Annotated in this window: 21 protein-coding genes and 2 tRNA genes; 20 read left to right on the top strand and 3 right to left on the bottom strand. The window is 71.6% G+C overall.

What is annotated here, in order from left to right; all coding sequences use genetic code 11:
• Nucleotides 1-264 precede the first annotated feature (264 nt).
• The 6 genes from AB0903_RS07450 (at nt 265) to AB0903_RS07475 (ending at nt 7,193) form a co-directional block, all read left to right on the top strand.
• On the top strand, nt 265-1,560 hold the full coding sequence (locus AB0903_RS07450; RefSeq protein WP_366699942.1) for an acyltransferase: 1,296 nt from the start codon (nt 265-267) through the stop codon (nt 1,558-1,560).
• A gap of 274 nt (nt 1,561-1,834) precedes the next feature.
• Nucleotides 1,835-2,941, top strand: a complete 1,107-nt coding sequence (proB, locus tag AB0903_RS07455) for a glutamate 5-kinase (RefSeq protein ID WP_366700247.1) — start codon at nt 1,835-1,837, stop codon at nt 2,939-2,941.
• Between the two features lie 510 nt (nt 2,942-3,451).
• On the top strand, nt 3,452-3,853 hold the full coding sequence (locus AB0903_RS07460; RefSeq protein WP_366700249.1) for a hypothetical protein: 402 nt from the start codon (nt 3,452-3,454) through the stop codon (nt 3,851-3,853).
• 104 nt (nt 3,854-3,957) lie between these two features.
• On the top strand, nt 3,958-5,250 hold the full coding sequence (locus AB0903_RS07465) for a glutamate-5-semialdehyde dehydrogenase (protein ID WP_366699943.1): 1,293 nt from the start codon (nt 3,958-3,960) through the stop codon (nt 5,248-5,250).
• 90 nt (nt 5,251-5,340) lie between these two features.
• Nucleotides 5,341-5,961: a hypothetical protein gene (locus AB0903_RS07470; protein WP_366699945.1), complete on the top strand. Its 621-nt coding sequence runs from the start codon at nt 5,341-5,343 to the stop codon at nt 5,959-5,961.
• A 125-nt stretch (nt 5,962-6,086) separates the two neighbouring features.
• Entirely contained in the window at nt 6,087-7,193 is a 1,107-nt protein-coding gene (locus tag AB0903_RS07475; protein ID WP_366699947.1) for a hypothetical protein, read from the top strand.
• 47 nt (nt 7,194-7,240) lie between these two features.
• On the opposite strand, the gene AB0903_RS07480 is transcribed toward AB0903_RS07475, so the two are convergent.
• Entirely contained in the window at nt 7,241-8,323 is a 1,083-nt protein-coding gene (locus tag AB0903_RS07480; protein WP_366699949.1) for a M48 family metallopeptidase, read from the bottom strand.
• A 222-nt stretch (nt 8,324-8,545) separates the two neighbouring features.
• On the opposite strand from AB0903_RS07480, the gene AB0903_RS07485 reads away from it, so the two are divergent.
• The 9 genes from AB0903_RS07485 to AB0903_RS07525 all read left to right on the top strand — a co-directional run bounded on the left by AB0903_RS07485 (nt 8,546) and on the right by AB0903_RS07525 (nt 13,473).
• Nucleotides 8,546-8,707: a hypothetical protein gene (locus tag AB0903_RS07485; protein ID WP_366699951.1), complete on the top strand. Its 162-nt coding sequence runs from the start codon at nt 8,546-8,548 to the stop codon at nt 8,705-8,707.
• 38 nt (nt 8,708-8,745) lie between these two features.
• Nucleotides 8,746-9,381, top strand: coding sequence for a nicotinate-nucleotide adenylyltransferase (gene nadD, locus AB0903_RS07490; protein ID WP_366699953.1), 636 nt, complete (start codon nt 8,746-8,748; stop codon nt 9,379-9,381).
• A gap of 19 nt (nt 9,382-9,400) precedes the next feature.
• Complete coding sequence (locus tag AB0903_RS07495) at nt 9,401-11,236, top strand: LytR C-terminal domain-containing protein (RefSeq protein WP_366699955.1); 1,836 nt, start codon at nt 9,401-9,403, stop codon at nt 11,234-11,236.
• Between the two features lie 96 nt (nt 11,237-11,332).
• On the top strand, nt 11,333-11,767 hold the full coding sequence (rsfS, locus tag AB0903_RS07500; RefSeq protein WP_366699957.1) for a ribosome silencing factor: 435 nt from the start codon (nt 11,333-11,335) through the stop codon (nt 11,765-11,767).
• Nucleotides 11,764-12,435, top strand: coding sequence for a histidine phosphatase family protein (locus tag AB0903_RS07505; RefSeq protein ID WP_366700251.1), 672 nt, complete (start codon nt 11,764-11,766; stop codon nt 12,433-12,435). The genes rsfS and AB0903_RS07505 overlap by 4 nt, the downstream gene beginning before the upstream one ends.
• Before the next feature lie 140 nt (nt 12,436-12,575).
• Nucleotides 12,576-12,648, top strand: a tRNA-Ala gene (locus AB0903_RS07510).
• 174 nt (nt 12,649-12,822) lie between these two features.
• Nucleotides 12,823-12,996 (top strand): hypothetical protein, encoded by a 174-nt coding sequence (locus tag AB0903_RS07515; RefSeq protein ID WP_366699959.1) that lies wholly within the window; start codon nt 12,823-12,825, stop codon nt 12,994-12,996.
• Nucleotides 12,997-12,999: 3 nt separating this feature from the next.
• Entirely contained in the window at nt 13,000-13,233 is a 234-nt protein-coding gene (locus AB0903_RS07520) for a hypothetical protein (RefSeq protein WP_366699961.1), read from the top strand.
• A gap of 167 nt (nt 13,234-13,400) precedes the next feature.
• A tRNA-Ala gene (locus AB0903_RS07525) sits at nt 13,401-13,473 on the top strand.
• Nucleotides 13,474-13,536: 63 nt separating this feature from the next.
• On the opposite strand, the gene AB0903_RS07530 is transcribed toward AB0903_RS07525, so the two are convergent.
• Both AB0903_RS07530 and AB0903_RS07535 read right to left on the bottom strand, forming a co-directional pair.
• Nucleotides 13,537-15,132: a ferredoxin gene (locus tag AB0903_RS07530; RefSeq protein ID WP_366699963.1), complete on the bottom strand. Its 1,596-nt coding sequence runs from the start codon at nt 15,130-15,132 to the stop codon at nt 13,537-13,539.
• Nucleotides 15,129-16,658, bottom strand: coding sequence for a hypothetical protein (locus tag AB0903_RS07535; protein ID WP_366699965.1), 1,530 nt, complete (start codon nt 16,656-16,658; stop codon nt 15,129-15,131). The genes AB0903_RS07530 and AB0903_RS07535 overlap by 4 nt, the downstream gene beginning before the upstream one ends.
• A 584-nt stretch (nt 16,659-17,242) precedes the next feature.
• On the opposite strand from AB0903_RS07535, the gene leuS reads away from it, so the two are divergent.
• The 5 genes from leuS to AB0903_RS07560 all read left to right on the top strand — a co-directional run bounded on the left by leuS (nt 17,243) and on the right by AB0903_RS07560 (nt 26,477).
• Nucleotides 17,243-20,125 carry a leucine--tRNA ligase gene (leuS, locus tag AB0903_RS07540; protein WP_366699967.1) on the top strand — a complete coding sequence of 961 codons (2,883 nt, stop codon included), beginning with the start codon at nt 17,243-17,245 and terminating at the stop codon, nt 20,123-20,125.
• Nucleotides 20,126-20,238: 113 nt separating this feature from the next.
• Nucleotides 20,239-21,048 (top strand): hypothetical protein, encoded by an 810-nt coding sequence (locus AB0903_RS07545; RefSeq protein ID WP_366699969.1) that lies wholly within the window; start codon nt 20,239-20,241, stop codon nt 21,046-21,048.
• A 297-nt stretch (nt 21,049-21,345) separates the two neighbouring features.
• Complete coding sequence (locus AB0903_RS07550) at nt 21,346-22,191, top strand: DegV family protein (protein ID WP_366699971.1); 846 nt, start codon at nt 21,346-21,348, stop codon at nt 22,189-22,191.
• A 927-nt stretch (nt 22,192-23,118) separates the two neighbouring features.
• Nucleotides 23,119-23,862, top strand: coding sequence for a helix-hairpin-helix domain-containing protein (locus AB0903_RS07555; RefSeq protein ID WP_366699973.1), 744 nt, complete (start codon nt 23,119-23,121; stop codon nt 23,860-23,862).
• Entirely contained in the window at nt 23,859-26,477 is a 2,619-nt protein-coding gene (locus AB0903_RS07560; RefSeq protein WP_366699975.1) for a ComEC/Rec2 family competence protein, read from the top strand. The genes AB0903_RS07555 and AB0903_RS07560 overlap by 4 nt, the downstream gene beginning before the upstream one ends.
• Nucleotides 26,478-26,517 lie beyond the last annotated feature (40 nt).

Raw genomic sequence — 26,517 nt, forward strand, 5'->3', positions numbered from 1 at the left:
GAGCCGGCCGGCCCGGTACGGGGCACCAGCCACCGTCCCCTCCAGGGACGGGCCACCGTCCGGCTGCACTCTATCGGTTGACGGCGCCCGACAGCTCGGCCGCATGCGCGTGACGCCCCGGTGACATCCGAGTGGCACGACGACGCGGGGTGCCGACGGGACCGGCGGTCTGAATCGTCATGGCCGGAAACGGGTGACGTCCCTTACGTTCTTTTGACTTGGATGTCGGCAGCCGGAGAGACTGCTGAGGTTTCGCTCGGTCGCATGGGGGACAGGATCATTCGGTACATCCGCAGCAGCGCTCGTCACCTGCGCTGGACACACGGCTCGGTCGCCGATTGCTTCTCGGGGCGGGACAACAGCCTCGGCGTGCTCAGACTGTCCCTGGCCATGGCCGTCGTGATCTCCCATGCGAGCGTCCTCGGCTTCGGCGAGAAGGAATTCGGCCACCACTTCAGCCAGGGCCAGACCGACCTCGGCAAGTTCGCCGTCTACGGCTTCTTCGTCCTGTCCGGCATTCTGGTGACGCGCAGCGGCAAACGCCTGCCCCTGGGCCGCTTCATGTGGCACCGGGCGCTGCGGCTCTTGCCGGGGCTGTGGGTGTGCCTCGCCGTCACCGCCTTCGTGGTGGCCCCGTTCCTGTACTGGCGCCAGCAGCACAGTCTGGACGGCTTCCTCGGACACCCCGCCGGACCTTTGGACTACCTGCGGGCCAACTGGGCCGTCGCCCTCCGGCAGCGCGACATCTCCGGGGTGATGGCGGTGGCCGGCGACGCCGGGCTCGCGTACAGTCCGAGCTTCGACGCTGCTCTCTGGTCGCTGCGCTACGAAGTGCTCTGCTACGCCGGCGTAGCCCTGCTGGCGGTGACGGGTGCTCTTGCCCGGGCCCGCCGGGTGGTCGTACTGATCGCCGCGGTCCTCGGGTGGCTGGTGGTCCGGCAGTCGGTGGACTTCGCCTACTGGGCCGGGTTCGAAGACTCCTCGTACTACAAGAGCGTCGTGCTGGTCCCGGCCATGGGCCGGTTCGACCCGGACGTCATCGTCCATCTCGGCTTCGCCTTCGCCCTGGGAGCACTGATCGAGCTCTACCGCGAGCGCATCCCGGTCAGCGACGTGCTGGGTGTCGCCTCGGGGCTCGTGCTGCTCGGCAGTCTGCGCTTCGGCTACCTCTACACCGTGGGACTGCCCGCCTTCGCGTATCTGCTGCTGTGGCTCGCGATCAGGCTGCCCGCTCCGTTCCGCCGCATCGGGGCCCGGCACGACTACTCGTACGGCATCTACATCTACGGCTTCGTCGTGCAGCAGGCACTCGCCGTCCTCGGGTTCGCCCGCTACGGCTTCTGGGCCTACCTCGCCATGTCGGTGGTCGGCACGCTGATAGCCGCCGTCCTCTCCTGGCACCTCGTGGAACGTCCCGCGATGCGGCTCAAGGACTTCGGCCGCTCCCGCTCGCGGAACACGCCCGTCGCGCAGGGGCCGGGCCGGCCGGCGGACGGACAGCACACCGGGCGGGACGACGGCAAAACCCTCGTCGGCAGCGGCAGCCCCGGCGCGACCTGATCGTCGCCCTTCCTGCCCGCGCCGCCGGTCGCTCTCGGCTTCCTGCCGGCCGTCTGTCCAGCGAGCGGAATGTGCGCGCGCACGGTGCGCGCGCTGGCATACATTCGGCGTTGTGAAAGAGGCGAGGCAGAGCGTGGCAGGACAGGCCGAAGAGCAGGTCGAAGGGCAGGCCGACGAGCGGGGCGAGGGGCAGGTCGAAGGGCAGCGCACGGCCGAGCAGGCGCGGCGGCCGGGGCACTCGACCGGAGCACGGCCGGCCGTGGTGCGGGAGCAGGTGACCGGGGCCCGCAGGATCGTCGTCAAGGTCGGCTCTTCGTCGCTGACCACGGCCTCCGGCGGGCTGGACGCCGACCGGGTGGACGCCCTCGTCGACGTCCTCGCCAAGATCCGCAGCGGTGGCGAGAAGGAGATAGTGCTCGTCTCCTCCGGCGCCATCGCCGCCGGACTGGCACCGCTGGGCCTGGCCCGCCGCCCCAAGGACCTGGCCCGACAGCAGGCCGCCGCCAGCGTCGGCCAGGGACTGCTCGTCGCCCGCTACACCGCCTCCTTCGCCCGCTACGGCGTCCGCGTCGGCCAGGTGCTCCTCACCGGCGACGACACCAGCCGCCGCGCCCACTACCGCAACGCCTACCGGACCCTGGACCAGTTGCTCGCCATGGGTGCCGTCCCGGTCGTCAACGAGAACGACACCGTCGCCACCGACGAGATCCGCTTCGGCGACAACGACCGGCTCGCCGCCCTCGTCGCCCACCTCGTACGGGCAGACCTGCTGGTCCTGCTCTCCGACGTCGACGGCCTCTACGACGGGGACCCGGCGTTGCCGGCCAGCTCCCGCGTCGAGGAGGTGCACGGCCCCGAGGACATCGCACACGTGCAGATCGGCAGCGCGGGCAAGGCGGGCGTCGGCACCGGCGGCATGGTCACCAAGGTCGAGGCGGCGCGGATCGCCGCCGCCGCCGGTGTCCCCGTGGTCCTCACCTCGGCGAGCCGTGCGGCCGACGCCCTCGCCGGCCGCGCGACAGGCACGTACTTCCACGCGACCGGCCGCCGGTCGGCCGACCGGCTGCTGTGGCTGGCGCACGCCTCGGCCCCGCAGGGCTCGCTGACGCTCGACGACGGAGCCGTACGGGCCGTGGTGGTGGGCAGGAAGTCGCTGCTCCCGGCCGGTATCGCCGCGGTGGACGGCGAGTTCAGCGCCGGCGACCCGGTGGAGCTGCGTGATGCCGCCGGACGTGCGGTGGCGCGCGGACTGGTCAACTTCGACTCCAAGGAGATCCCGCAGCTGCTCGGGCGCTCCACCAAGGAGCTGGCGAAGGAACTGGGCCCTGAGTACGAGCGGGAAGTCGTACACAGGGACGATCTCGTCGTCCTCCAGTCCTGAGAAGGCGGAAACTCCCACCGTCAGGCATAGACCTTTGCCAAAACCGCCCCACGGCCCGCTGTGGGCTGGTCAACTTTGTTGCGGGGAACGGGGAACGGCTCGACGACGAAGCACGACGCAGCAACAGGGAGGCCGCCGGTGAGACGAGCGCGCCCAGGGGACGCGCCCCGAGGGAACGGGAGGCTGCCCCACGCCCGCAGGGCGGTGGGTGAGGAGCGGGCACTGACCAGCGTCGGGGCAGGCACCGACTTCGGTCACGGGCCCGGCGACAGACGCTCCGACGGGCCGGGCGACGGGGCCGCGGAGAGACGTGTCGACTCCGCCGTGGACGGACGGGCCGACGCGGCCGCGGAGGCAAGGACCGACCCCGCGGTGGACGGACGTGCCGACTCCGCGGTGAACCCCAGCACCGACGCGGCCGGCGTGGACGGACGTGCCGGCGGGCTCGGCGAGGTGCGTCGCGAGGCACTCGCCGACGTGTCCGAGGAGCCCGGCGCAGGTACGGGCGCGATGGGGACCGGCCGCCCGGGGGCCGGGACACGGCCCGTCGCCGTCGAAGAGGAGCGGACGCTGTCCCGGCTGTGGCACGTCACGCTCAGCGTCTCCGGCCCGCACGCCCCGGTGAAGGACGTCCGCCGCGGCCTGGAGCAGCTGGCCCACGACCATCCCTTCCTCCTCACCAGCCGGTACGCGGGCGACCACGCCGAGATCCGTTACTGGGAGGAGGCACGCGACCTGCACGACGCGGCCGCCGTCGCCCTCAGGCTGTGGGGCGAGCACCGGTCCACGGCCAATCTGCCGCCGTGGGAAATCGTCGGTCTCGAGGTCATCGACCGGCAGACCTATCACCAGCGCGTCGCCGAGGGCTACGGCCCGCCGCCCGTCGCCCGGGTCGGGGTGCACCCCTTCTGAGCTGACCGTTTCCGAGCTGACCTGGCGGCCATGGGCAGGCCCCGGTCGTCTCGGAGTGCGGAATCCGTGCCGGACGCCCGCCGAGCGCGCATTACGCTGCACATATGACGTCGCTCTCTTCGGTCTCGCCGTACGACAACATGTCCCCGGTCGCCCAGGCGGCCTACCGGGCACGCGCCGCCGCCGCCGACCTCGCACCACTGCCGAGGTCGGCCAAGGACGACGCGCTGCTGGCGATGGCGGACGCTCTCGAGGTCCGTACGAGCGAGATCGTCGAGGCCAACGCCGAGGACGTCGCCCGCGCACGCGAGGCGGGGACCAGTGAGGCGATCATCGACCGGCTCACGCTCAACCCCGAGCGGGTGCGGGCCATCGCGGCCGACGTGCGTGACGTCGCCGCGCTGCCCGACCCGGTCGGCGAGGTCGTACGCGGCCAGACGCTGCCCAACGGTATCGACCTGCGGCAGGTGCGGGTCCCGCTCGGCGTGGTCGGCATCATCTACGAGGCCCGGCCGAACGTCACCGTGGACGCCGCCGCGCTCTGCCTGAAGTCGGGCAACGCGGTGCTGCTGCGCGGTTCGTCCTCCGCGTACTCCTCCAACACGGCCCTGGTGCGCGTGCTGCGCGACGCGGTCGGCGGCTCCGGTCTGCCGGCCGACGCCGTGCAGCTGGTGCCGGGCGAGAGCCGGGACTCCGTACGGGAGCTGATGCGCGCCCGCGGCATGGTCGACGTGCTGATCCCGCGGGGTGGCGCCTCCCTGATCCGTACGGTCGTCGAGGAGTCCACCGTCCCCGTCATCGAGACGGGGACCGGGAACTGCCACGTCTACGTGGACGCCGAGACCGACATCGACATGGCCGTGGACATCCTGCTCAACTCCAAGGCCCAGCGGCCGAGCGTCTGCAACGCCGCGGAGACCCTGCTCGTCCACAAGGACGTCGCTGCCGCCTTCCTGCCGCGCGCCTTGGACGCCCTTGCCGAGGCGGGGGTGACCGTGCACGGCGACGAGCGAGTCGTCGAGTACGCGGACGCGACCAAGGCCACGATCGTGCCCGCCACCGCCGAGGACTGGGAGACGGAGTACCTCTCCTACGACATCGCGGCAGCCGTCGTCGAGTCGCTGGAGTCGGCGGTCGCCCACATCCGGCTCTGGTCCTCCGGTCACACCGAGGCCATCGTCACGACCTCGCAGGCCGCGGCCCGGCGTTTCACCCAGTTGGTGGATTCCACGACGGTCGCCGTGAACGCGTCCACGCGTTTCACCGACGGTGGTCAGTTCGGGTTCGGTGCCGAGATCGGCATCTCGACGCAGAAGCTGCACGCGCGCGGCCCGATGGGGCTGCCCGAGCTGACCTCGACGAAGTACATCGTGACGGGCGACGGCCACACGCGGTGACCGTCAGCGGGGCTCTGCCCCGAGTCACCCGGGCGGGGCGATTTTGCACTCTCCCTGCCCAAACCGGCCCGCCAGGTCTACCCTGAGGGTGTGCCGGACGACGTGGGGGGCAAGCCGTTCCAGGACGGCGGGGACCCTGAGGACTCTGTCGACCGCGGGGGCGCGGACGAGGACTTCGCCACCGTGGTGTTCGACGAGCACTTCGTACGGGCCGCCAAGATCCACGAGCCGACCGCGGTGGAGCGCCTGCTCGCCGCGGCCGAGGCGCGCGCGGAGGCGGACGCCGCCCGCTCCGGCCTGCGGGGCCACTCGTCCGACGACGACCTCCGCGACGGGCACGGCTCCCGGCGCCGTCGTCGTGGTCACGACCACGACGACGAGGACGACGGCATCGGCCCCGACGGCGACTGGGCCGGCCCCTACGGACCGCACGGCGGGGCGCTGCGTCCCTACCGGGGCAGCACGCGCTGGCACCGGCCGGTCGCCTGGATCCTGGCGCTGCTGATGGGCATCGGGATGGTCGCACTCGCCTTCACGGCCGTGTATCGCGGAGCCCCGAACGGCAACCGACAGGACCCGGTGCCGCAGCCCGCACGGACCGGTGTCGACGCGCCGCCGACGGGCGCCACGGTCAGCGGACAGGGCAACGGCCCGCCGGCTGCCCTCGGGCGTTCCCCCTCACGGGTTTCCACGGTCCCGCCCGCCCACTGAGCGGCGGCTGCGCGGAGCCTGCCCCGTAACCCCGCAGCAGCGGGCTCGCAACTCGCTGAGAACGCGTGAGAACTTGTCGCGTACCAGTGCGTTTACGGTCGGCCCGCCGGACCTACCCTGAAACTATGGCTGGGCGTGGAGACCCGCCCGAGGGGACTCCCGAGGGGCTCCCCGGCGGTGGAGAGGACGAGTACGGATCGGTCGTCTTCGACGAGTCCTTCGTCCGTGCTGCCCGCGTCCAGGAATTCTCCGCCGTGGAGCGGATGGGGGAGCACGCACCGGCCGTCCGGAGCCTCCCCGCCTGGAACGCCAGGCGTGCACCCGCACAGATCCTGGTGCTCTTCCTCCTGGTGGTCATGGCCTTCGGTACCGCGATCTACCTCGGCGTCCGGCACCCCTACCAGCCGGCCCCGGCCCGACAGGCGGAACCGCTGCGGATCACTGTGGTCCCGCTCGCGCCGCAGGGCCCCGTGCCGGGCGGCACCCCGGCCGAGCTGTACGCGCACAGTCCGGCGGAGCAGTTCCGCACCGGCGCCGCCGGAATCACCATGCCCCCCGTCCGCCGGACCGAGCACTTCACGGAAAGTCAGGTCACGACGGCGCTGGCGACCGCCAAGGACTTTCTCGTGATGTCCTCGCTCGACCCGGACGTCCTCACCGACGAAGCCGTACAGCCCGTGCGCACGCTGCTCCACCCGGACCAGATGGACCAGTTCGACCGGAGCGTCACTGCACCGGCCGCAGACGGCCGCCGCGCCGCGATCGGCTGGCTGGTGCGCTTCGATCCGGCGAAGGTCGCGCTGGCGGACCCCGAGGTACGGGTGCGGGGGACGCTGGAGGTCCTGGAGACAGGGCCGGGCGCGCTGGAGATCACCTCCGACCACACTTTCGTCTACGCGCTGCGGCGGGCCGACGCCGGCGGCCGGCCGGACTCCGGCGAAGCCTCGCTCTTCACCGTCCGCCGCGAGCTGCACTTCCGATTCGACCGGGACGATCTGGCGCATCACCGCCTGGAGGTGCGATCCAGCCATCTCCAGGCCGGACCACAGTCCTGTTCCGCGGCAGCGTCGGACGTCCTGCGTCCGCTGCTGGCCGGCCAGCGGGCGGACTCCGACGGCCCGGCCGTGACCGACCCGTATGCCACGGGCCCGCCCACCGCCGCTGTGTGCGGGGCGCTCGCCCCCGATGCTCAGCCCTCCTCACCCTTGAGCGCTGCACAGTCTTCGCCCTGAGCACCGCCTGGCTCCACCCGTCGGCCGAACCCTCCGCCTGCGGGACGTCAGCCCGAAGTGCCTCCCGTGCCTGCGCCACCTTCTGCCGGGCCCGTGCCGTTGCCCGAGCCGCCGTTGCCCATGAACCTGTCCCGCAGCTTGCCGCCGAGGTCGCCGGCGCCCCCTGCTATGTCGCCGACCAGCTTCATCAAGGGGTCCTTGCTGGTGCGCACCGACTCGGCGTAGTGCGAGGCGGACTCGCGCAGGGAGTCGCTGACCGAGGTGTCCTTGTCCGCGGTCCGGCGCGGATAGTGGCCGTCCATGATCCGCTGGTGATCACGGCTCTCCGCCCACAGCTTCAGTTCGGCGGCGCGCACCGTGGTGAACGGGTGGGAGCGGGGCAGTACGTTCAGAATCTTCAGCACCGAGTCGCGCAGGTCGCCACCCGCTTCGTACTCCTCCGCCTGCTTGAGGAACGCGTCGACGTTCATCTCGTGCAGGTGGTTGCCTCCGGCGATCTTCATCAGGCCGCGCATCGACGCCTGAAGATCCTGGCCCACCAGCAGACCCGCACGGTCGGCGGACAGTTCCGACTTGCGGAACCACTCGCGCAGCGCCGTGACGATCGCCATGATCGCCACATTGCCCAGCGGGATCCAGGCCACCTTCAGGGCGAGGCTGGTCAGGAAGAGCAGAATCGTGCGGTAGACGGAATGGCCCGAGAGGGCGTGCCCCACCTCGTGGCCCACGACCGCCCGCATCTCCTCCTCGTCGAGCAGCTCCACGAGCCCGGTGGTGAGGACGATGATCGGCTCGTCCAGGCCGATGCACATGGCGTTGGGCCGGGGATCCTGCGTCACGTACATCGCTGGGACCTTCTCCAGGTCCAGGATGTAGCAGGCGTCACGCAGCATGTCGTTGAGATGCGCGAACTGAGCGTCGCCCACCCGCACCGAATCGGAGAGGAACAGCAGCCGCAGGCTGCGCTCGGGAAGCAGCGCGCTGAGCGCCTTGAAGACGGTGTCGAAGCCGCTGAGCTTGCGCAGCGCGACGAGCGCCGAGCGGTCCGCCGGGTGTTCGTAGGCCCGTGAGGAGATCTCCGGGAAGCGCCTGCGCTGCCTGCTCGGAACCTGCTCGTGGCTGTTGGTCATGGTGCCCCCTGTGTGGTGCGAGTCCTCGCTCGTCCCCCTGACGGACCCCAGCCTAGGTGCTGGGACCACGGCACGGTGGGGCCTGTGGATAACTCCGGATGCCCTTGTGACGGCGCCTGCGGACTGCACAACGACTGAGTCGGCGTGAGCGTGCCCGGACCGCCCGCATACGATGTCCGCGAAGTCTCCGCTCCCGTTCCCGATCGATAGGTTCTGTTGAAAATGAGCCTCACCGGCACCGCCGCCAACCTGGTCACTCTCGCCCAAGACTCCGAGCACGGCGGCAACCACGCAAGCCTCAGTCCGTATGTCACCGGCATCGGCGCCTTCGTCGCGCTGATGCTGCTGCTGTGGATCACCACCCGCTTCAACCGCGACCGCTGAGCCCTGGCCGACGGCCGGTGCCAGTAGGCTCTGCACGCATGGGAGAGCAGATGGCGGCCGCGGGCTCCGGCACCGGCTCCGGTGCGGGCAAGCGCAGACTCGGCGTGATGGGCGGCACGTTCGACCCGATCCACCACGGACACCTGGTGGCCGCCAGCGAGGTGGCCGCCCTCTTCCATCTCGATGAAGTGGTGTTCGTACCGACCGGGCAGCCGTGGCAGAAGAGCCACAAGAACGTGTCACCCGCCGAGGACCGCTATCTGATGACGGTCATCGCCACGGCGTCGAACCCGCAGTTCTCCGTGAGCCGTATCGACATCGACCGCGGCGGCCCGACGTACACGATAGACACGTTGCGGGACCTGCACGCCCTCAACGAGGACTCGGACCTGTACTTCATCACGGGTGCCGACGCGCTCTCCCAGATCATCGGCTGGCGGAACGCGGAGGAACTGTTCTCGCTCGCCCACTTCATCGGCGTGACTCGGCCGGGCCATGATCTGACGGACGACGGGCTGCCGGAGGGCGGGGTGTCCCTGGTGGAGGTGCCGGCTCTGGCGATCTCGTCCACCGACTGCAGGAAGAGAGTCGCCCACGGGGACCCGGTCTGGTACCTGGTGCCGGACGGTGTGGTGCGCTACATCGACAAGCGCCAGTTGTACCGCGGCGAGTGAGCCGCGGAGAGGGGCACCGTTGAACGACCAGCAGAGTCCGTACGACCCGTACCACCAGCCTCAGATCATCGGCTACGACGAGTACGGGCAGCCGGTCTATCAGCAGTCCCAGCAGTACGACCCCTACGCACAGCAGCAGGACGGCCACCCTCAGCAGTACCAGGACGGCCGGGACGCGCAGCGCTACGAGCCCGGACAGGGGCACGCGCCGGAGCAGAGTCATGTCCCTGAGCAGGGGTATGACACCGGCCAGGGTTACAGCGCGGGCCAGGGCTACGGCGCGGACCAGCGTTACAGCGCGGACCGGGGCTACGGCCAGGCGCAGCAATACGGCTACGACCCGTACGCGACCCAGCAGCAGGGCGGCCAGTACGACCCATACGCCGCTCAGGCCGGCTACGGATACGACACCGGCACCCAGCCCGCCGTCGGTACCACCGCACAGTGGAACATCCCGCAGCAGCAGCACCCCCAGGAACAGCAGCAACAGCAGCACCTGCAGCAACAGGGCCGGCAGCGTCCCGCCCCGGCGGAGGCTCCGGAGCCGGCCGGCGTGCCGGAGCAGCGCCGGCCGGAGAGCGGCACGGCGCGGCCCTACGAGACCGAGCAGTTCTCGTTCATCGAGGAGCCGGACGAGGACTCCGAAGACGTCATCGACTGGCTGAAGTTCACCGAGAGCCGCTCGGAGCGGCGCGAGGAGGCCAAACGACGCGGTCGCAACCGCGTCGTCGCCCTCATGGTCACGCTGGCGCTCGTACTCGTCGGTGGCGCCGGCTACCTCTGGTACGCGGGCAAACTGCCCGGCCTCTCCGGCACCGACACCAAGAGCGATACGGCGGTCGGCCCCCAGAAACGCGACGTCATCGTGGTGCATCTCCACAACACCAAGAAGGAGGGCACCTCCACCGCCCTTCTCGTCGACAACGTCACCACCGGGCAGGCCACCACGGTCCTGCTGCCCAACACCCTGTCCGTCGCCAATGACGACGGAACCGCCACGACCCTCGGGAAGTCCGTGGAGGACGACGGGTCCACGGGCACCCGGGAGGCCATCGGCACCCTGCTCGGTGCGGAGATCTCCGGGACCTGGCGGCTCGACACACCCTTCCTGGAGAACCTCGTCGAACTGGTCGGAACGATCGACCTGGCCACCGACACCGAGGTGCTCGGCGTGAAGAAGGGCGAGCCGCCCCTCGTGAAGAAGGGGGAGAACCAGACTCTCAACGGGCGGGCAGCCGTAGCGTACGCCACCCACCTCGGGCCCGAGGAGACCGAGGAGAAGCAGCTGCTGCGCTTCGGCCAGGTCATGCAGGGCGTGCTCAAGAAGCTGCCGGACGACGCGAAGTCGGCGACGGTCATCGTGGAGACACTGGGGCAGATCCTCGACCCCTCACTGAAGGAACGCGACCTGGGTGTCTCCCTCGCCAAGCTCGCCGAGCGCGCCAAGGGCGGCGACCACCGGACCGCGGTACTGCCCGTCCAGGAGGACGGCACGCTCAGTGACGAGGCCGCGAGCAGTGTGGTCAAGGACGTCCTGGGCGGCTCGGTCAGCGCGCCAGAGCCCGGCGACACGGTGCGCGTGGGCATCAGGAACGGCGGTGGCAAGGCCGATGCCCTGGAGGCCGCCCGGGTCACGCTGATCAACGGTGGCTACAACGTCGTGAGCGGCGGCGAGGCCGACACCGTCGACGCCTCGCAGGTCACCTACGCCGATGACGCGCAGAAGGTGAAGGCACAGGAGGTCGCCACGACGCTCGGCCTGCCGGCCGGCGCGGTCAAGAAGGGCAGGGCCGCCACCAACGCCGACATCTCGGTCGTGCTCGGGCCCGATTTCGAGACCGGAAACCCTGAGTGACGGGGGCGGCGGTGGCACCGCGAGGAAAGGCTGCGTGGAGTGTCGGCGGTCCGTGAGACCCTTGAAGGGTTCTTGACCGCCGACGAAAGCCTGCTTGTGACCGCCACGGATCGCTCCATCGAGCTCGTCAACGCCGCCGCCCAGGCGGCCGCCGACCGGCTCGCGCACGACATCATCGCGTACGACGTCAGTGATGTGCTCTCCATCACCGACGCCTTCCTGCTCGCCTCCGCCCCCAACGACCGCCAGGTCAAGTCGATCGTCGACGAGATCGAGGAGCGGCTGAACAAGCAGCTCGGCGCCAAGCCGGTGCGCCGAGAGGGGGACCGCGACGCCCGCTGGATCCTGCTCGACTACGTCGACATCGTGGTGCATGTGCAGCACAGCGAGGAGCGGGTCTTCTACGCCCTCGAGCGGCTCTGGAAGGACTGCCCCGAGCTCGCCCTCCCGGAGGACGCGCGGAACACCCGCGGCAAGGCGGAGGAGCACGCGAAGCTCACCGGCGGTGACACGGAAGGGGCGCAGCACTGAACGGCACCGGCACCCGGGCGACCACGCGGCCAGGGCGCGGCCGACGCGTCGTCCTGTGGCGCCACGGCCAGACCTCCTGGAATCTGGAGCGCCGCTTCCAGGGCTCCACGGACATCGAGCTGACCGAGGCAGGTGTGGCCCAGGCGCGCCGCGCCGCGCGGCTGCTCGCATCGCTGACCCCGGACGCGATCGTCGCGTCCGACCTGAAGCGGGCTGCGGCGACGGCAGGCGAGCTGGCCGCCGTCACCGGTCTCGACGTGTCGTACGACGCCGCCCTGCGCGAGACCTACGCGGGCGCCTGGCAGGGCCTGACCCACGAGGAGATCGTCGAGCGGTACGGCGAGCAGTACGCGGCCTGGAAGCGCGGCGAGCCGGTTCGACGCGGCGGCGGGGAGCTGGAGACGGAGGTTGCCGACCGGGCCGCTCCGGTGGTGCTCCACCACGCGGAGAAGCTGCCCGACGACGGCACCCTGGTCGTCGTCAGCCACGGCGGCACCATCCGTACCACGATCGGCCGGCTGCTGGGGCTCGACGCACACCACTGGGAGAGCCTCGGCGGCCTCACGAACTGCTGCTGGTCGGTGGTGGGCGAAGGCGCCAGAGGCTGGCGGCTGCTCGAGCACAACGCGGGCACCCTCCCGGAGCCGGTCCTCGGCGACGACACCTGAGCGGGGCGGCACACGTGGGATCAGAGCCGGGCCGGGTCCGGCTCTCGGTGCCGGAGCGGGCTCCGGACCCGGATTTCGCTTTCCGGCAGGTCGCAGGCTAGAGTTCTTCTTGTTCGCAGCGCGGAGCGCGAAGAACACGCGGGGCTATAGCTCAGTTGGTAGAGCGCCTGCATGGCATGCAGGAGGTCAGGAGTTCAATTCTCCTTAGCTCCACGATCCGGATCCCGTCCCCTTCCAGGGGGCGGGATTCTGCGTTCTCCCCGGGATGGCCCGTGCCGCCGCGGTGCCGTGGCCGACCTCGTACGCGAACGCCGCTGACCGGTGTGCGTGGCCATGGCAGAATCGGACGGCCGGAGGGGACACCGGCGGTACGGGAGGGAGCGCACGATGTCCGCCAGCGGCGAGGAAGCCGGGGAGGCTGCCGATGACCTGCTTGCCACGGCGGAGGCCGGTGCGCGCCTCGGCTGTCCTTCCTGCGGTTCTGCCCATGTCGCCCAGGTCCTCGGGGACAACGGCGGCGTTTCCTACGTGTGCACGGCCTGCGGCCACAGCTGGAGCTGAGTGATGGGTGCCCACAGGCGGAAATGCGACTGGTGCGACAGCGGTACGCCGATCGTCCGGGACATGGACCCGGTCAATGCCGATTTCCAGTACTGGTGCGAGGAGTGCGCGAGAGCGCTGATCATAAAGGGCGACCCGATCGAGACGTACCGCGAACTGGAAGGTGAGCCGATCTACGGCCGGCTGCTGGACGAGCACTGCGCACTCAAACGTTTCTACTCGTTCGCGACGGCCTGACGGCCCGTCCGGTGCCCTGTGCCGCCCGGCCGGGCGGACGGCGCCGCTCTGGGCCCCTTGAGGCGCTCCGCGGGGTCGTGGAATCAATTTGGAGATGCGGCAACGGGCGCGTTAATGTTCTCTACGTCGCCGCGGGGGAGACCCGGAAGCGGGGCGGCACACAACAAGGGGCTATAGCTCAGTTGGTAGAGCGCCTGCATGGCATGCAGGAGGTCAGGAGTTCAATTCTCCTTAGCTCCACAGAAGACAATGAAGCGGGCCACCCGGATCGGGTGGCCCGCTTCATTGTCGTGGTGTCCGTCGTCAACCGCGGCCGCTGCCCAGTGCCTTGCGGTTGATGCTCGGCAGTGCGGGGCGGGCCGGCGGCGGCGTCGGACCCGGGGAGGCGACCTGCTCGATCCGCATGGCGAGTGCGGGGCAGCGGCGCACGGCCCGCTGCGCGCGCCCCTGCATGTGGACGGGAACCATCGCGTCGGCCACCGACGGGTAGCCGTCGGGGTTGAGCCGGATCAGCTCCGGGATGATGTCCGCGCACAGCCCGTGCCCCTGACAGAGCGTCCAGTCGACGAAGATCTTCTCGCCGCTCGGGATCGACTCCTCCGCCTCCTCGTAACCGGGCAGCGGCAGCGGCAGCACGCCCGTCGTGTCACGCCCGCAACCGCCGTGCAGGACGTGCGCGGCGAGGTCGTCGGTGAACGCGGACAGTGTCGACGCGAAGAAGCGTGCGGAGCCGTCCGGGTGTTTGCACGCGCCCCGGCCTTTGACGGCCTGGGTGACCTCGCGCAGCGCCTCCAGAGCCGTTGGCCCGCCGCCGTTCATCACATCGGCCAGCCCGCCGGCCGCGGCGGGCAGCCCCAGCTTGCAGGGGCCGCACTGCCCGGCGGTCTCGGCGGCCAGCCAGTTCGCCACCCGCAGCGCCTCGCCGAGCGGACAGGTTTCCGGACCGATCGGCAGGATCGCGCCGGCTCCCAGCGCGCCGCCCACGGAGGCCAGGGACTCCTTGGACACCACCGCTTCGTGGACGGCGGCCGCGTCGATCCAGTTGCCGTGGTAGCCGCCCGTCAGCACGCCCTGCGGCTCGGGCGGCGCCCCGGCCAACTGCAGCACGTACCGCAGAGGCACGCCCGTCGGCACCTCGACGACCATCGGGCGGGCGACGGCCCCGGAGATCGTCAACATGACCGTGCCCGGCTCGGAGTCGAGACCGGTGTGACTGTAGCGGCGGGCGCCGATCCGGGCGGCGACGGCCAGCTGGGCGAACGTCTCCGCGTTCGACAACAGAGTCGGCGCTCCGCCGACTCCGGTCTCCGCTGCGCGCACACGGCGGCCGGGCGGCAGGGCGGGGCCGCCGTTGACGGCCCGGATGACGGAGGACGCCTCGCCGGAGACCATGCGCTCCGGGGTGCGCACCACTCTGGCTCGCAGGGCCTGGCCGCGACGGTCGGACAGGCCCCGCTCGGCCAGTGCCGCGCGCATGGAGATCTCGGTCGAGTTGCGGGTGACCGCGACGACGAGGGTCCGCGCGCCGAGCGCCTCCGCGGCGAGCAGCGCGCCGTCGAGGATCAGATGCGGTGCGCGGTTGAGCAGCACCGTGTCCTTGCGGCAGGCGGGCTCGCCCTCACTGCCGTTGACCACGACCACCGGCCGGATGCCGCGCCGGATCGCGGACTTGGCGACGGCCCGCAGTTTCTTGCCGAAGGGGAAACCCGCGCCGCCGCGGCCGGTGAGGGATATGTCCTCCGCGAGCTGTGCGAGCCGTTCGCCGCTCACGGGCTCCAGTGGTCCGTGCACCTTGAGATGCATGGGCAGGTCGAGGCGCTCGACCAAATCGAAGCCCTGCGTCAGCTGGGGAAGGCCGACGACGCGGACCTCGGGGACGTCGGGGAGGGGCGCGTTCACGGTCGTTCTCCTGCTGGTGCGTGCCAGGGCTCTCCGGCCGGGGGCTGGAAGAGCGGGCCGGGCAGTGGTGCTGTCTCGTCGTACGCGGGGAGGGTGCCGGTGTCGTAGGGGGGCCGGCCGTCGTAGGGGGCCGGGGGGCCGGCCGGTGAAGTGTCGTAGGGGGTGTCGTAGGCGGTGGCGCCGTATGCCGGGGCGCCCCCCGTGTCGTACGGAGGAACCGTGCCCGTGTCGTACGGGGGGACGGAGCCCGTGTCGTACGGAGGAACCGTGCCCGTGTCGTAGGGGGAGGGAGCCTCGTACGCGGCGGAACCGCCGTACTGCGCCGCAGGCGAGTCGTACGCGGGGGCGGTGTCGAAGAGCGGCGGTGGAGGGGTGTCGTGGAGGGGCACCGCCGGGTCGGTCCGTACGGACTGTGCCGGCGGAGGTGGCGAAGGCGTCGGCCAACTGCCCGTCCGTGGTCCCGTCTCCGACACCACGGGTATCTCCTCGGTCATCGGGACCCGCTCGGCGAGCGGGGCCGACTCACCGGCCATCGAGACGGCGCGGTAGGCGGCGGCCATCCCGGTGCCGCGGCCGCCGGCGACGGTGCCGCTGTCAGGCACGACGGTCGGCTCCTCCTCGGGCCGGGGTGCCTCGTAGAGCTGCGGGGAAGGGGCGGTGAGCCTCGGGGGCTGAGCTCGGGCCTGGCCGAGGGGCGGCTGGAAGTCCTGCTCGTACGGGCGCTGCGACGGCACACTGCTCGCTCCGCCGGTCATGCGCTCGATGCGCTCCATACGGTCCATGCGGTCCATGCCTGCGGGTACGGTCGGGCGGCCCGTCCCGTTCATCGCACCGATGCCCGGGAGCGGCGCGGTGGTGAGATCCCGCTGGGCCTGCTCGTCCGTGGCCGCGGGCCCGTCGGCTCCGTCGCCGCCGGTCAGCTGCATGATCCTTTCTGCGATCCGGCGCTGCACGGGGCGCGGCATCAGGCGGACACAGAGCGCGGCGGCGACTCCCGCGAGGGCCAGGCAGTACATGGTCACGACCCAGGCCGCGGCAGGCCGGCCGGTGTAGAGGCCGTGGACCAGGGCGAAGCACCAGGCCGGGTACGCCAGCATGTGGAGCGGCCGCCAGCGGCCGGCGACCTTGATGTTGCCGGCCAGGGCACTGCGCAGGGCGCCGGTCGTGCCGGCGACCACCATCAGGAGCCCCGCCAATGAGCCGAAGCCGATCAGCGCCTCCGTGCCGGTCACGCCCAGCCCGAAGGGGATCAGGGCTCCGAGCAGCGACACGTGGCCGAGAGACACCTTCACCGTCGCGTGCAGGAGGAGGAATCCGAGCGAGGCGATGGCGGTCGCACGGTGGATCCCTTGGGCGAGCAGGCGGTGGCGCGGGGAGAGCAGCAGTCTGTCGGTGGCGAGGAGACCCCACGCGACGGACGCGGTGAGTGACACCAGGGAGAGGACCCCGGTGGTGAAGTCGAGCATGGCGCGGAAACTGTCGCTGCCTCCGACGGCGAACAGGGGTAGGAGCACCAACGCGGCCATGGAGACGCCGCCTTGCACCTGGCGGCTGACTCCGCGGTCCGGACCGGACGGCAAACGCATCTTGAGACGGGGGTTCATGGGGCGACTCCGAGTGGTGCGGGAAAGCTGTCCCGTTGACGCACTCTAGGTCGACCCATACCAAGCGGCGCGAGGTTTCGAGGTTTATTGCGGTGAAGTGAGCACAACTGACTCGGAGGTTGCCCTGGATGGGGTCGATACGCGGAGTAACCCGGACGGCTTGGTCACCGGCTTGATCACCGCAACGGCCGAAACCCGCCGTTACGGCGCGGGACAACCGCAACGGAGTGGTCGTCGGCGGGCGAGAATCGGTTGGAATCGGTCGAGTGCAGTCACAAAGCGGTTCCGCGTGGATACTCATGCGGCCGGTTCCTCCGCTGCGGTACCCTGACGCCATGCGTGCCGTACGCCTTCTGCTTAGCGAGCCGCGCTGATCAGTCCCGACGGATGAGAAATCCGGTCGGAATCGGCGCGGCGTCCCCTCCTGTGCGAGGGGATTTTTCATTTCCCCCGGTACGTGAATCGGCTGGCAGTCGGCGAAGACGATCGATGGAGCTTTAAGGATCATGAGCGAGATGAACTCGGCTGCCGAGGCAGCAGCCCCGCATCGTTACACGGCCGCCATGGCGGCCGACATCGAGGCACGCTGGCAGGACTTCTGGGAGGCGGAGGGCACCTACGAGGCGCCCAACCCGAGCGGCGACCTGGCCGGCGACCCCGCTCGGGTGGCGAAGCCCAAGAAGTTCATCATGGACATGTTCCCGTACCCGTCGGGTGCGGGCCTGCACGTCGGCCACCCCCTGGGATACATCGCGACGGACGTCTTCGCCCGTCACCAGCGCATGAGCGGGCACAACGTCCTGCACACCCTGGGATTCGACGCCTTCGGACTGCCGGCCGAGCAGTACGCCGTGCAGACCGGCACGCACCCGCGCGTGTCCACCGAGGCGAACATCGAGAACATGAAGGCGCAGCTGCGCCGGCTGGGCCTGGGCCACGACAACCGCAGGTCGTTCGCGACGATCGACCCGGACTACTACAAGTGGACCCAGTGGATCTTCCTGCAGATCTTCAACTCCTGGTACGACGAAGAGGCGAAGAAGGCCCGTCCGATCGGCGAACTGATCGCCCAGTTCGAGAGCGGTGAGCGCACCGTTCCCGGCGGTGTCTCCCCTGCCGAGGGGCCTGAGGGAGGGCGCGCCTGGAGTGAGCTGAGCGCCGTCGAGCGAGCGGGTGTCCTGGGCGACTACCGCCTGGCGTACGCCTCCGACGCGCCCGTCAACTGGTGCCCCGGCCTGGGCACGGTCCTGGCCAACGAGGAGGTGACCTCCGACGGCCGCTCGGAGCGTGGCAACTTCCCCGTCTTCAAGGCCAAGCTGCGCCAGTGGAACATGCGCATCACCGCCTATGCCGACCGGCTGCTGGACGACCTGGACGCGCTGGACTGGCCGGAGGCCATCAAGCTGCAGCAGCGCAACTGGATCGGCCGCTCCGAGGGCGCACGCGTCGACTTCTCGGTCGACGGCCACGACGGCGCGCGGATCACCGTCTTCACGACCCGCCCCGACACCCTGTTCGGCGCCACCTACATGGTCCTGGCGCCCGAGCACGGCCTGATCGACTCCATCGTCCCGGCCGAGTGGCCCGAGGGCGTCAACGAGGCATGGACCGGCGGCGCGGCGACCCCCGCCGAGGCCGTCGCCGCCTACCGCAAGCAGGCACAGACGAAGAGTGACGTCGAGCGCCAGACGGAGCACAAGGACAAGACCGGTGTCTTCACCGGCTCGTACGCCGTGAACCCGGTCACCGGCGAGCGGATCCCCGTCTTCGTCGCCGACTACGTCCTGATGGGCTACGGCACCGGCGCCATCATGGCCGTCCCCGGGCAGGACGAGCGCGACTGGGAGTTCGCGGAGGCATTCGGACTGCCCATCATCCGCACCGTGCGACCGCCGGAGGGCTGGGAGGGCGAGGCGTTCACCGGGCAGGGCCCCGCCATCAACTCCGCCAACGACGAGATCTCCCTGAACGGTCTCGACGTCGCCGAGGCCAAAGCGAAGATCACGGCCTGGCTGACGGACAAGGGCATCGGTGAGGGTACGGTCAACTTCCGGCTGCGTGACTGGCTGTTCAGCCGTCAGCGCTACTGGGGCGAGCCCTTCCCGATCGTCTACGACGAGGACGGCGTGGCACACGCGCTGCCGGAGTCGATGCTGCCGCTGGAGCTGCCGGAGGTCGACGACTACTCGCCGCGCACCTTCGACCCCGACGACGCGGACACCCGGCCCGAGACGCCGCTGTCCCGCAACGAGGACTGGGTGAACGTCGAGCTGGACCTGGGCGACGGCCCCAAGCGCTACCGCCGCGAAACCAACACCATGCCCAACTGGGCCGGTTCGTGCTGGTACGAGCTGCGCTACCTGGACCCGCACAACAGCGAGCAGTTGGTCGCCCCCGACATCGAGCAGTACTGGATGGGGCCGCGCGAGGGGCAGCCGCACGGCGGCGTCGACCTGTACGTCGGCGGCGCCGAGCACGCGGTGCTGCACCTGCTGTACGCCCGATTCTGGTCCAAGGTCCTGTTCGATCTGGGGCACGTCTCGTCCGTCGAGCCGTTCCACAAGCTGTACAACCAGGGCATGATCCAGGCGTACGTATACCGCGACGAACGGGGCTTCCCCGTCGCCGCCACCGAGGTGGAGGAGCGGGACGGCAGGTTCTACTTCGACGGCGAGCCGGTCAAGCGCGAGCTGGGCAAGATGGGCAAGTCCCTGAAGAACGCCGTCACCCCTGACGAGATCTGCGCCGAGTACGGGGCCGACACGCTGCGTCTGTACGAGATGGCAATGGGTCCTCTGGACGTCTCGCGGCCGTGGGACACCCGCGCCGTCGTCGGCCAGTACCGGCTCCTGCAGCGGCTGTGGCGCAACGTCGTCGACGAGGCGACCGGCGAGGCCACGGTCGTCGACGCCGAGCCGGACGAGGCGACGCTCCGGGCCCTGCACAAGGCCGTCGACGGGGTCTCGCAGGACATGGCGGCGATGCGGTTCAACACCGCCATCGCCAAGATCACCGAGCTGAACAACCACTTGACGAAGAAGGGCGGGCCGGTCCCGCGGTCCGTGGCGGAGCGCCTGGTCCTGCTGGTGGCACCGCTGGCCCCGCACATCGCGGAAGAGCTGTGGCGCAAGCTGGGCCATACCGAATCGGTCGTCCACCAGGACTTCCCGGCCGCAGACCCGGCCTACGTGGTGGACGAGACCGTCACCTGCGTCGTGCAGATCAAGGGCAAGGTCAAGGCCCGGCTGGAGGTCGCCCCGTCGATCACCGACGAGGAGCTGGAGGCGCTGGCACTGGGTGCCGAGCCCGTCGTCGCGGCTCTCGGCGGCGCGGGGATCCGCAAGGTGATCGTGCGGGCGCCCAAGCTGGTCAACATCGTGCCCGCGTAGCGGACGGCGCCGTCGGGGGGTTCCCCTACGGGCAGGTTGGGGGTTCCGTCGGAACCTACGGCCTGCCCGTTCCGTTTACCTTGGAAGGACACAGACGACACCGGAGGGCGCACATGGAAGCCGTGCTCACGATTCTCGCGCTGCTCCTCTTCGCCTTCGTGGCGCTGGGGGTGTACGTGAGCGTGAAGGCCGTCCGCGCCGCCAAGCGCGGCGTCGAGCGCACCGTCACCCAGGCGCGGCGTACGGTGGAGGAGACCGCGCTGCGCGCCAAGAGCTACGGCCAGACCGGCGTCGTCGGCGAGCTCGCCCAGCTGCGGCTGAAGCTCCGTACGTCGATGCGGGCGACCCAGGACACGCTGAACGCGGGGGTGGCGGAGGACGCTTCGCTCTCCGAGTCTCTGGCCCTCTTCCAGCGGCTCAGCGCGCACGGGCGTGAACTGGACGACGAACTCAGACGGCTCGAACGCGAGCCGGACCGGGGCAAGCTCTCCTCACTGATGCCCGGCCTGCGTGAGCGTACGGAACAGATCACGCATTCCGCGGAAGCGCTGCGCTGGGCGGCGCGGGACCGGGCGCACAAGTTCGCCGAGGGCGATCTCGACGCGCTGAGCGCGCAGATCGACATGGAGGCGGGGGCACTGCGGCACTGGTCGGCCGCGGACGACACGGCCGACGGTGAGACGTCGAGCGACGCGGGCCGAGTGAGCGACACCGGTTCCCGGACCGCGGCATGGCCCGAGGCGCCGGAGCCGGGAGCCCGCGAGGAGGCAGGAGCGGGGACGGGCGCCACCCAGACCTGGCCGGCGGCAGCGCCGGAGGCGGGTGCGGAGCCGGACCGGCCGCAGGCGATCACCGCCCGGGACCCGAGGCAGCCGACGGCCTATCCGTGGCAGAAGACCGCCCGGCCGGAGACGACGAACTGACGCACTGCTGCCCGCATCGTCCTCGCCGCGCACAAGGGCGGCCGGGCGGGCCGCACGCCCGCGAGGTTTCCGTATGGCGTGTCGGCGGTGCGGCGCCCTGTGCGCGGACTGTGCGGCGGAGGGTGTGGCGCCCTGTGCGTGGGCGGTGCCGCAGACCGTGCGGTGCACGGCGTGGGGACGGGGTCGGGCTTTCGTACGGTGTACGGCGTGGAGGCAGGGGCGGGCTGCCGTACGCTGCACCGTGTACGGGCGGGGTCGGGCTGCCGTACGGCGTCGCCTGCGGGTAACCTCCCGCTCATGTCCCGCCATGTCGCGATCGTCACCGATTCAACGGCCTACCTGCCGCCGCAGGCGATGGAGCGGCACATCATCACCGCCGTGCCGCTGACCGTCGTGCTCGGTGACCAGGCTCTGGAGGAGGGCACCGAGATCTCGGCCCGCTCGCTGGCGACCGCCCTGCAGAAGCGGCACTCGGTCACCACGTCGCGTCCCAGCCCGGAGACGTTCAGCCAGGCGTACCGCGTCGCCGCCGACGCAGGTGCCACGGGAATCGTCTCGCTGCACCTCTCCGCCGAACTGTCGGGGACCTACGACGCGGCCGTGCTGGCCGCCAAGGACGCGCCTGTGCCGGTGCGGGTCGTCGACACCGGAATGATCGCCATGGCCCTCGGTTTCTGCGCCCTCGCGGCCGCAGAGGTGTCCGAGGCCGGCGGCTCGCTGGACGAGGCGGTGGCCGCGGCGGAGAAACGGGCGGAAGGCACGTCCGCGTACTTCTACGTCGACACACTCGACTACCTGCGCCGCGGAGGCCGGATCGGTGCCGCACAGGCGCTGCTCGGCTCCGCACTCGCCGTGAAGCCCCTGCTCCAACTGGCCGAAGGCCGCATCGACATGCTCGAACGCGTGCGTACGGCGTCGCGAGCCATCGCCCGGCTCGAGGAACTCGCCGCCGAGCGGGCCGGCACGGCGCCGGTCGACATCGCGGTCCACCACCTCGCGGCGCCGGAGCGGGCCGCGGCACTCGCGGACCGGCTGCGCGAGCGGGTGACGGGCCTGGCCGACCTGTATGTCAGCGAGGTGGGCGCGGTGATCGGGGCGCACACGGGCCCGGGACTGCTGGGCCTCGTGGTCTCGGCGCGCTGAGAGATCCGGCGCTGCGCGCTGAGGAATCCGACGCTGTAATCACCCGTGAGGGTGGCCGAGTTGTCCACAACGGGCCGGTTGTCCACTGAAATCGGGACGGCCCAGCGGGTTCGGGCGCTCGTGCCTACCGTCCTGTGCATGGCTCTTCGATCACGTACCGCAACCAGTGGCCCGGGTCGCGCCCCGGCCTCCGACAGCCGCGTTCACCACGGCCACGGCCACGGCCACGGCCACGGCCACGGCCACGGCCACGGCCACGGCCACGGCCGTGTCCGTCGGCACGAGCCCGTGTACGGCCCGGGGCCCGTGCCGGGTCCGTCGCACGCGCCGGCACCGATGCCCGGGGCGGCGCAAAGCGTCGCCGGAGACATCCGTCTCGGGCCTGGTACCGGCGCGGATGGCCGCGGCTTACGGGCCGGTCGCCTGCGCGGCGGGCGCACGCCGGCGGCGCAGGCAGTCGCGTTGCGCCGCCGGGCTGACGCCCTGTTCCGGTCCGTCCCGCGGGCTGGGAGCGGGGAGCCGCGGGAAGTCGTGGGCGTGGCGCCCGGACAGCATGAGGCGTCGTCGTCCTCGCCCCCGCCCACATTGGTGCCCTCCCGCCCGTCCTCGTCTCCCGGACCGCCGTCGCCCGGCCCGCGCCCCGCATCGCTTCCGCCGCCGCGTCCGGCCCCGCCCGGGGCACCCGCCGCGGACTTCGGGGGACGACGGGCGGGGGCGGGCACCGGCCCGGGGCGAAGCGGCTCCGGCGGTCGGGTGGCTGCGGCAGGCGCGCCCAGAGTACGAGCGGCCGGGTCGGACGGTCCGCCCGGACCGAGCGGACCGTCAGGCCGGGCACCGCTACCGGTCGGGCCCGGCGGCGACGCCGGGAGCCCGACAGGAGGAACCGGGCCCGGCACGGACACGGAGACACTGGGTGACAGGGGGCCCTTGCGAACACTCGGTGACAGGGCGCCCTCGCGGGCACTTGGAGACGGGGCACCCTCGCGCTTCCGGCTCGCACTTCTCGACCGGCTGCCGGTGTGGGTGCGGCTCAGGTGCGGACTGGAACCGAAGACGCTCGCCGCCCTGGCCGTGGTCCTCGTCGCAGCGGCTGTCTTCGCGGCGCAGCACTTCTGGACCGGCCGGCCGCAGCCCTTACACGCCCCGGAGCTGATTCAGCAGGGCTCTGCCCAGCCGCGGCCCGGACCGGGGGCGGATCTGTCCCCCTCACCGGGACCCCCGGTCGACGGACCGGGGCGGACTGCCGCGATCGTCGTCGACGTGAGCGGCAAGGTGCGGCGGCCCGGAGTGCTCGAACTGCCCGCCGGGTCGCGGGTCGCCGACGCGCTCGCGGCAGCCGGAGGAGCCAAGGACGGTACCGACCTCACGGGGCTCAACCGGGCGCGGGTGCTGATGGACGGCGAACAGGTCGTCGTCGGCGGCCCGGCCCCGCCGGCTCCCGGCGGTTCCGGCACGGGGCCGGCGGCCGGCGCGCCTGCCGGGCCGATCAGCCTCAACTCGGCCACCGCGGACCAGTTGGAGACGCTGCCCGGAGTGGGGCCGGTGCTCGCGCAGCACATCGTCGACCACCGCATGCAGAACGGCGGCTTCCGTTCGGTCGACGAACTGCGCGATGTCAACGGAATCGGTGACCGTCGGTTCGAGCTGCTGCGGGACCTGGTGCGGCCATGACCCGGGTGGCGGTCCACGCCCGGGCAGGCCACCGGCTGGGCGCGGCGGACCCGCGCCAGGAAGGCCCCACCGATTTGCGGCTCGTCCCGCCCGCGCTGGCCGTCTGGGTGGCGTCGGCTCTCGCATTGGGGGCGCCGGGCCGGTGGACGGCAGTAGGGGCGGTGGCCTGTCTCGCCGCGGCCGCACTGCTGCCGCAGTGGGCGGTCGCCGTGCGGCGCCGGGACGACCGAGGCGGCAGCTTCGGCGGCGGGCTCGCCCCGGGCGGCAGCGGGTTCCTCCGGGGCGGCCGGGTCCGTCGGCGCTCCGCGGGGGCAGCCGCCTCACCGACGGCCGCGGCGCGCGCTCCGGGAAGCCGTCCTCGGCATTGGCGTCCGGGCACCACGGCCCTCGCCGCTGTGTTGGTGTGCGCCGCTGCCGGTGCCGTGTCCGCCGGGCTGCACGGGGCGGATCTGCGCCGCGGGCCGCTGCCCGGCCTCGCCGAGCGGCATGCGCGTGCCACGGTCGAGCTGACGGTAATCTCCGACCCGCGGCCCACCAGCCCCAGGGCCGGGGGCGACCGTACGGCTCCCGCAGCCCTCGTGCTGAACGCGGAGGCGACGCGGGTCACTGTGTCCGCAGGCGCCGTCACCGCGACCCGTACGCCCGTCCTGCTCCTCGTGTCCCCCGGCGAAGAGGACAGGAGGGCCTGGCAGCGGCTCCTGCCCTCCACCCGGCTGACGGTCGGCGGGCGCCTCGCACCGCCATTGCGCGCGGACGACCCCTTCGCGGCCGTTCTGCGAGCCGACGGCGGCCCCCCACGGATCACCGGCCCCCCGACCGTCCTGCAGCGCGCTGCCGGCGGCCTGCGCGCCGGACTCCGCGAGGCGACGGACGGTCTGGCCCCCGACGCCCGCGCGCTGCTGCCGGGCCTCGTCGTCGGGGACACCTCGCGCATCCCCGCCGACCTGCAGCACGCGTTCGAGGCGACGGACCTGACCCACCTCCTCGCCGTCTCAGGCAGCAACCTCACCATCGTCCTCATCCTGCTGATCGGACCGCCCGGCCGGGCACTGCTGGCCGAACGGCGCGGACTGGCGCCCCGCCTGGGCATCACCCTGCGTGGAACGGCGCTGTTCGGCGGAGTGCTCACGCTCGCCTTCGTGCTCGTCTGCCGGCCGGAGCCGAGCGTGCTGCGGGCGGCGGCCTGCGGACTCATCACCCTGCTGGCCATCGGCACCGGCCGGCGCAGATCACTCGTCCCCGCGCTGGCCGCCGCCGCTCTGCTGCTCCTGCTGTACGACCCGTGGCTGGCCCGGAGTTACGGCTTTCTGCTCTCCGTCCTGGCCACCGGAGCCCTGCTCACCATCGGCCCCCGCTGGAGCGAGGCCCTCCAGAGGCGCAGGGTGCCTCCCAGGCTCGCCGAGGCGCTGGCCGCGGCCGCCGCCGCCCAGGCGGTCTGCGCCCCGGTGGTGGCGGTGTTCGCCGCGAGGGTCAGTCTGGTCGCGATCCCCTGCAACCTGGCCGCCGAACTGGCCGTGGCCCCGGCGACGGTCCTCGGCTTCGCGACCCTGGCCGCTGCACCCGTGGCCATGCCGGTCGCCGAGCTGTTGGCCCGCTGCGCCGGCTGGCCCGCCGGCTGGATCGCTTCCGTGGCACGTGCCGGTGCAGCTCTGCCGGGCGCCCAGATCGACTGGCCGGGCGGCTGGCGTGGTGGGCTGCTGCTCGCGGCGCTCACGGCGGTGGTGCTCGTGGTCGTCCGCCGGCTGACGCGGCATCCCTGGGCGGCGGCACTCGGCGCGCTCCTGCTCGTGCTCGCCGTGGTGCGCCCGGCCCCGCTCACGGCGAGGCTCACCGGCTGGCCGCCCTCCGGCTGGGCACTGGTGATGTGCGATGTGGGGCAGGGCGATGCCATGGTGCTTGCGGCCGGTGACGGCGCGGCCGTGGTCGTCGACGCGGGACCCGACCCGCACCTCACCGACCGGTGCCTGAGCGAACTGGGCGTCACAGAGGTGCCGTTGCTGCTGGTCACGCATTTCCACGCCGACCATGTCGCCGGCCTCACCGGGGTGCTGCGCGGCCGGGCGGTCGGCGCCATTCAGACGACCACGTTCGAAGAGCCCCGCCGGCAGGCCGCGTTCGTGCGGCGTACGGCAGCGGCGGCCGGAGTGCCGGTGATCCACGCGATACCGGGGGAGCGGCGCAGGGTGGGGCCGCTCACCTGGCAGGTCCTGTGGCCCGACCTGACACGAGGTGCCGGTCCGGAAGGCCCCAACGACGCCAGCGTCGCACTGCTCGTCCGGGCCGCGGGCGGCCTGTCGATGCTGCTCCTGGGAGACCTCGAACCACCGTCCCAGCGACGGCTGATACGGGGCCACCCCGCACTGCCCGCCGTCGACGTGCTCAAGGTGGCCCACCACGGATCGGCCTATCAGGATCCCGGCCTCCTGGCCGGAGCCAGGCCCCGGCTGGCGCTCATCTCATGCGGCCGGGACAACCCGTACGGACATCCGGCACCCCGCACGGTCGGCGCACTGCGTGCCCAGGGGGCGCTCGTACTGCGCACCGACCGGGACGGCGCGGTCGCGGTGACGGGCGCTGGACCCGGCCTTCGGGCGGTGGCCCGCGGTGCCGGCTGAGCGGGAGCATCGGGCTGCCCGGGGCCGGTGTGCCGTGCAG

It is taken from the genome of Streptomyces sp. NPDC048389 (assembly GCF_040706335.1).
Lineage (GTDB): Bacteria > Actinomycetota > Actinomycetes > Streptomycetales > Streptomycetaceae > Streptomyces.

Excerpts from the sequence above, each read along its gene's own strand:
- AB0903_RS07550 (WP_366699971.1), top strand. The coding sequence starts at position 21,346 with ATGTCCCGCCATGTCGCGATCGTCACCGATTCAACGGCCTACCTGCCG.
- AB0903_RS07515 (WP_366699959.1), top strand. The coding sequence starts at position 12,823 with ATGTCCGCCAGCGGCGAGGAAGCCGGGGAGGCTGCCGATGACCTGCTT.
- AB0903_RS07520 (WP_366699961.1), top strand. The coding sequence starts at position 13,000 with ATGGGTGCCCACAGGCGGAAATGCGACTGGTGCGACAGCGGTACGCCG.
- AB0903_RS07485 (WP_366699951.1), top strand. The coding sequence starts at position 8,546 with ATGAGCCTCACCGGCACCGCCGCCAACCTGGTCACTCTCGCCCAAGAC.
- nadD (WP_366699953.1), top strand. The coding sequence starts at position 8,746 with ATGGGAGAGCAGATGGCGGCCGCGGGCTCCGGCACCGGCTCCGGTGCG.
- AB0903_RS07460 (WP_366700249.1), top strand. The coding sequence starts at position 3,452 with ATGGGGACCGGCCGCCCGGGGGCCGGGACACGGCCCGTCGCCGTCGAA.
- AB0903_RS07560 (WP_366699975.1), top strand. The coding sequence starts at position 23,859 with ATGACCCGGGTGGCGGTCCACGCCCGGGCAGGCCACCGGCTGGGCGCG.
- AB0903_RS07465 (WP_366699943.1), top strand. The coding sequence starts at position 3,958 with ATGACGTCGCTCTCTTCGGTCTCGCCGTACGACAACATGTCCCCGGTC.
- leuS (WP_366699967.1), top strand. The coding sequence starts at position 17,243 with ATGAGCGAGATGAACTCGGCTGCCGAGGCAGCAGCCCCGCATCGTTAC.
- AB0903_RS07535 (WP_366699965.1), bottom strand. The coding sequence starts at position 16,658 with ATGGCCGCGTTGGTGCTCCTACCCCTGTTCGCCGTCGGAGGCAGCGAC.
- AB0903_RS07480 (WP_366699949.1), bottom strand. The coding sequence starts at position 8,323 with ATGACCAACAGCCACGAGCAGGTTCCGAGCAGGCAGCGCAGGCGCTTC.
- AB0903_RS07475 (WP_366699947.1), top strand. The coding sequence starts at position 6,087 with ATGGCTGGGCGTGGAGACCCGCCCGAGGGGACTCCCGAGGGGCTCCCC.
- AB0903_RS07545 (WP_366699969.1), top strand. The coding sequence starts at position 20,239 with ATGGAAGCCGTGCTCACGATTCTCGCGCTGCTCCTCTTCGCCTTCGTG.
- AB0903_RS07450 (WP_366699942.1), top strand. The coding sequence starts at position 265 with ATGGGGGACAGGATCATTCGGTACATCCGCAGCAGCGCTCGTCACCTG.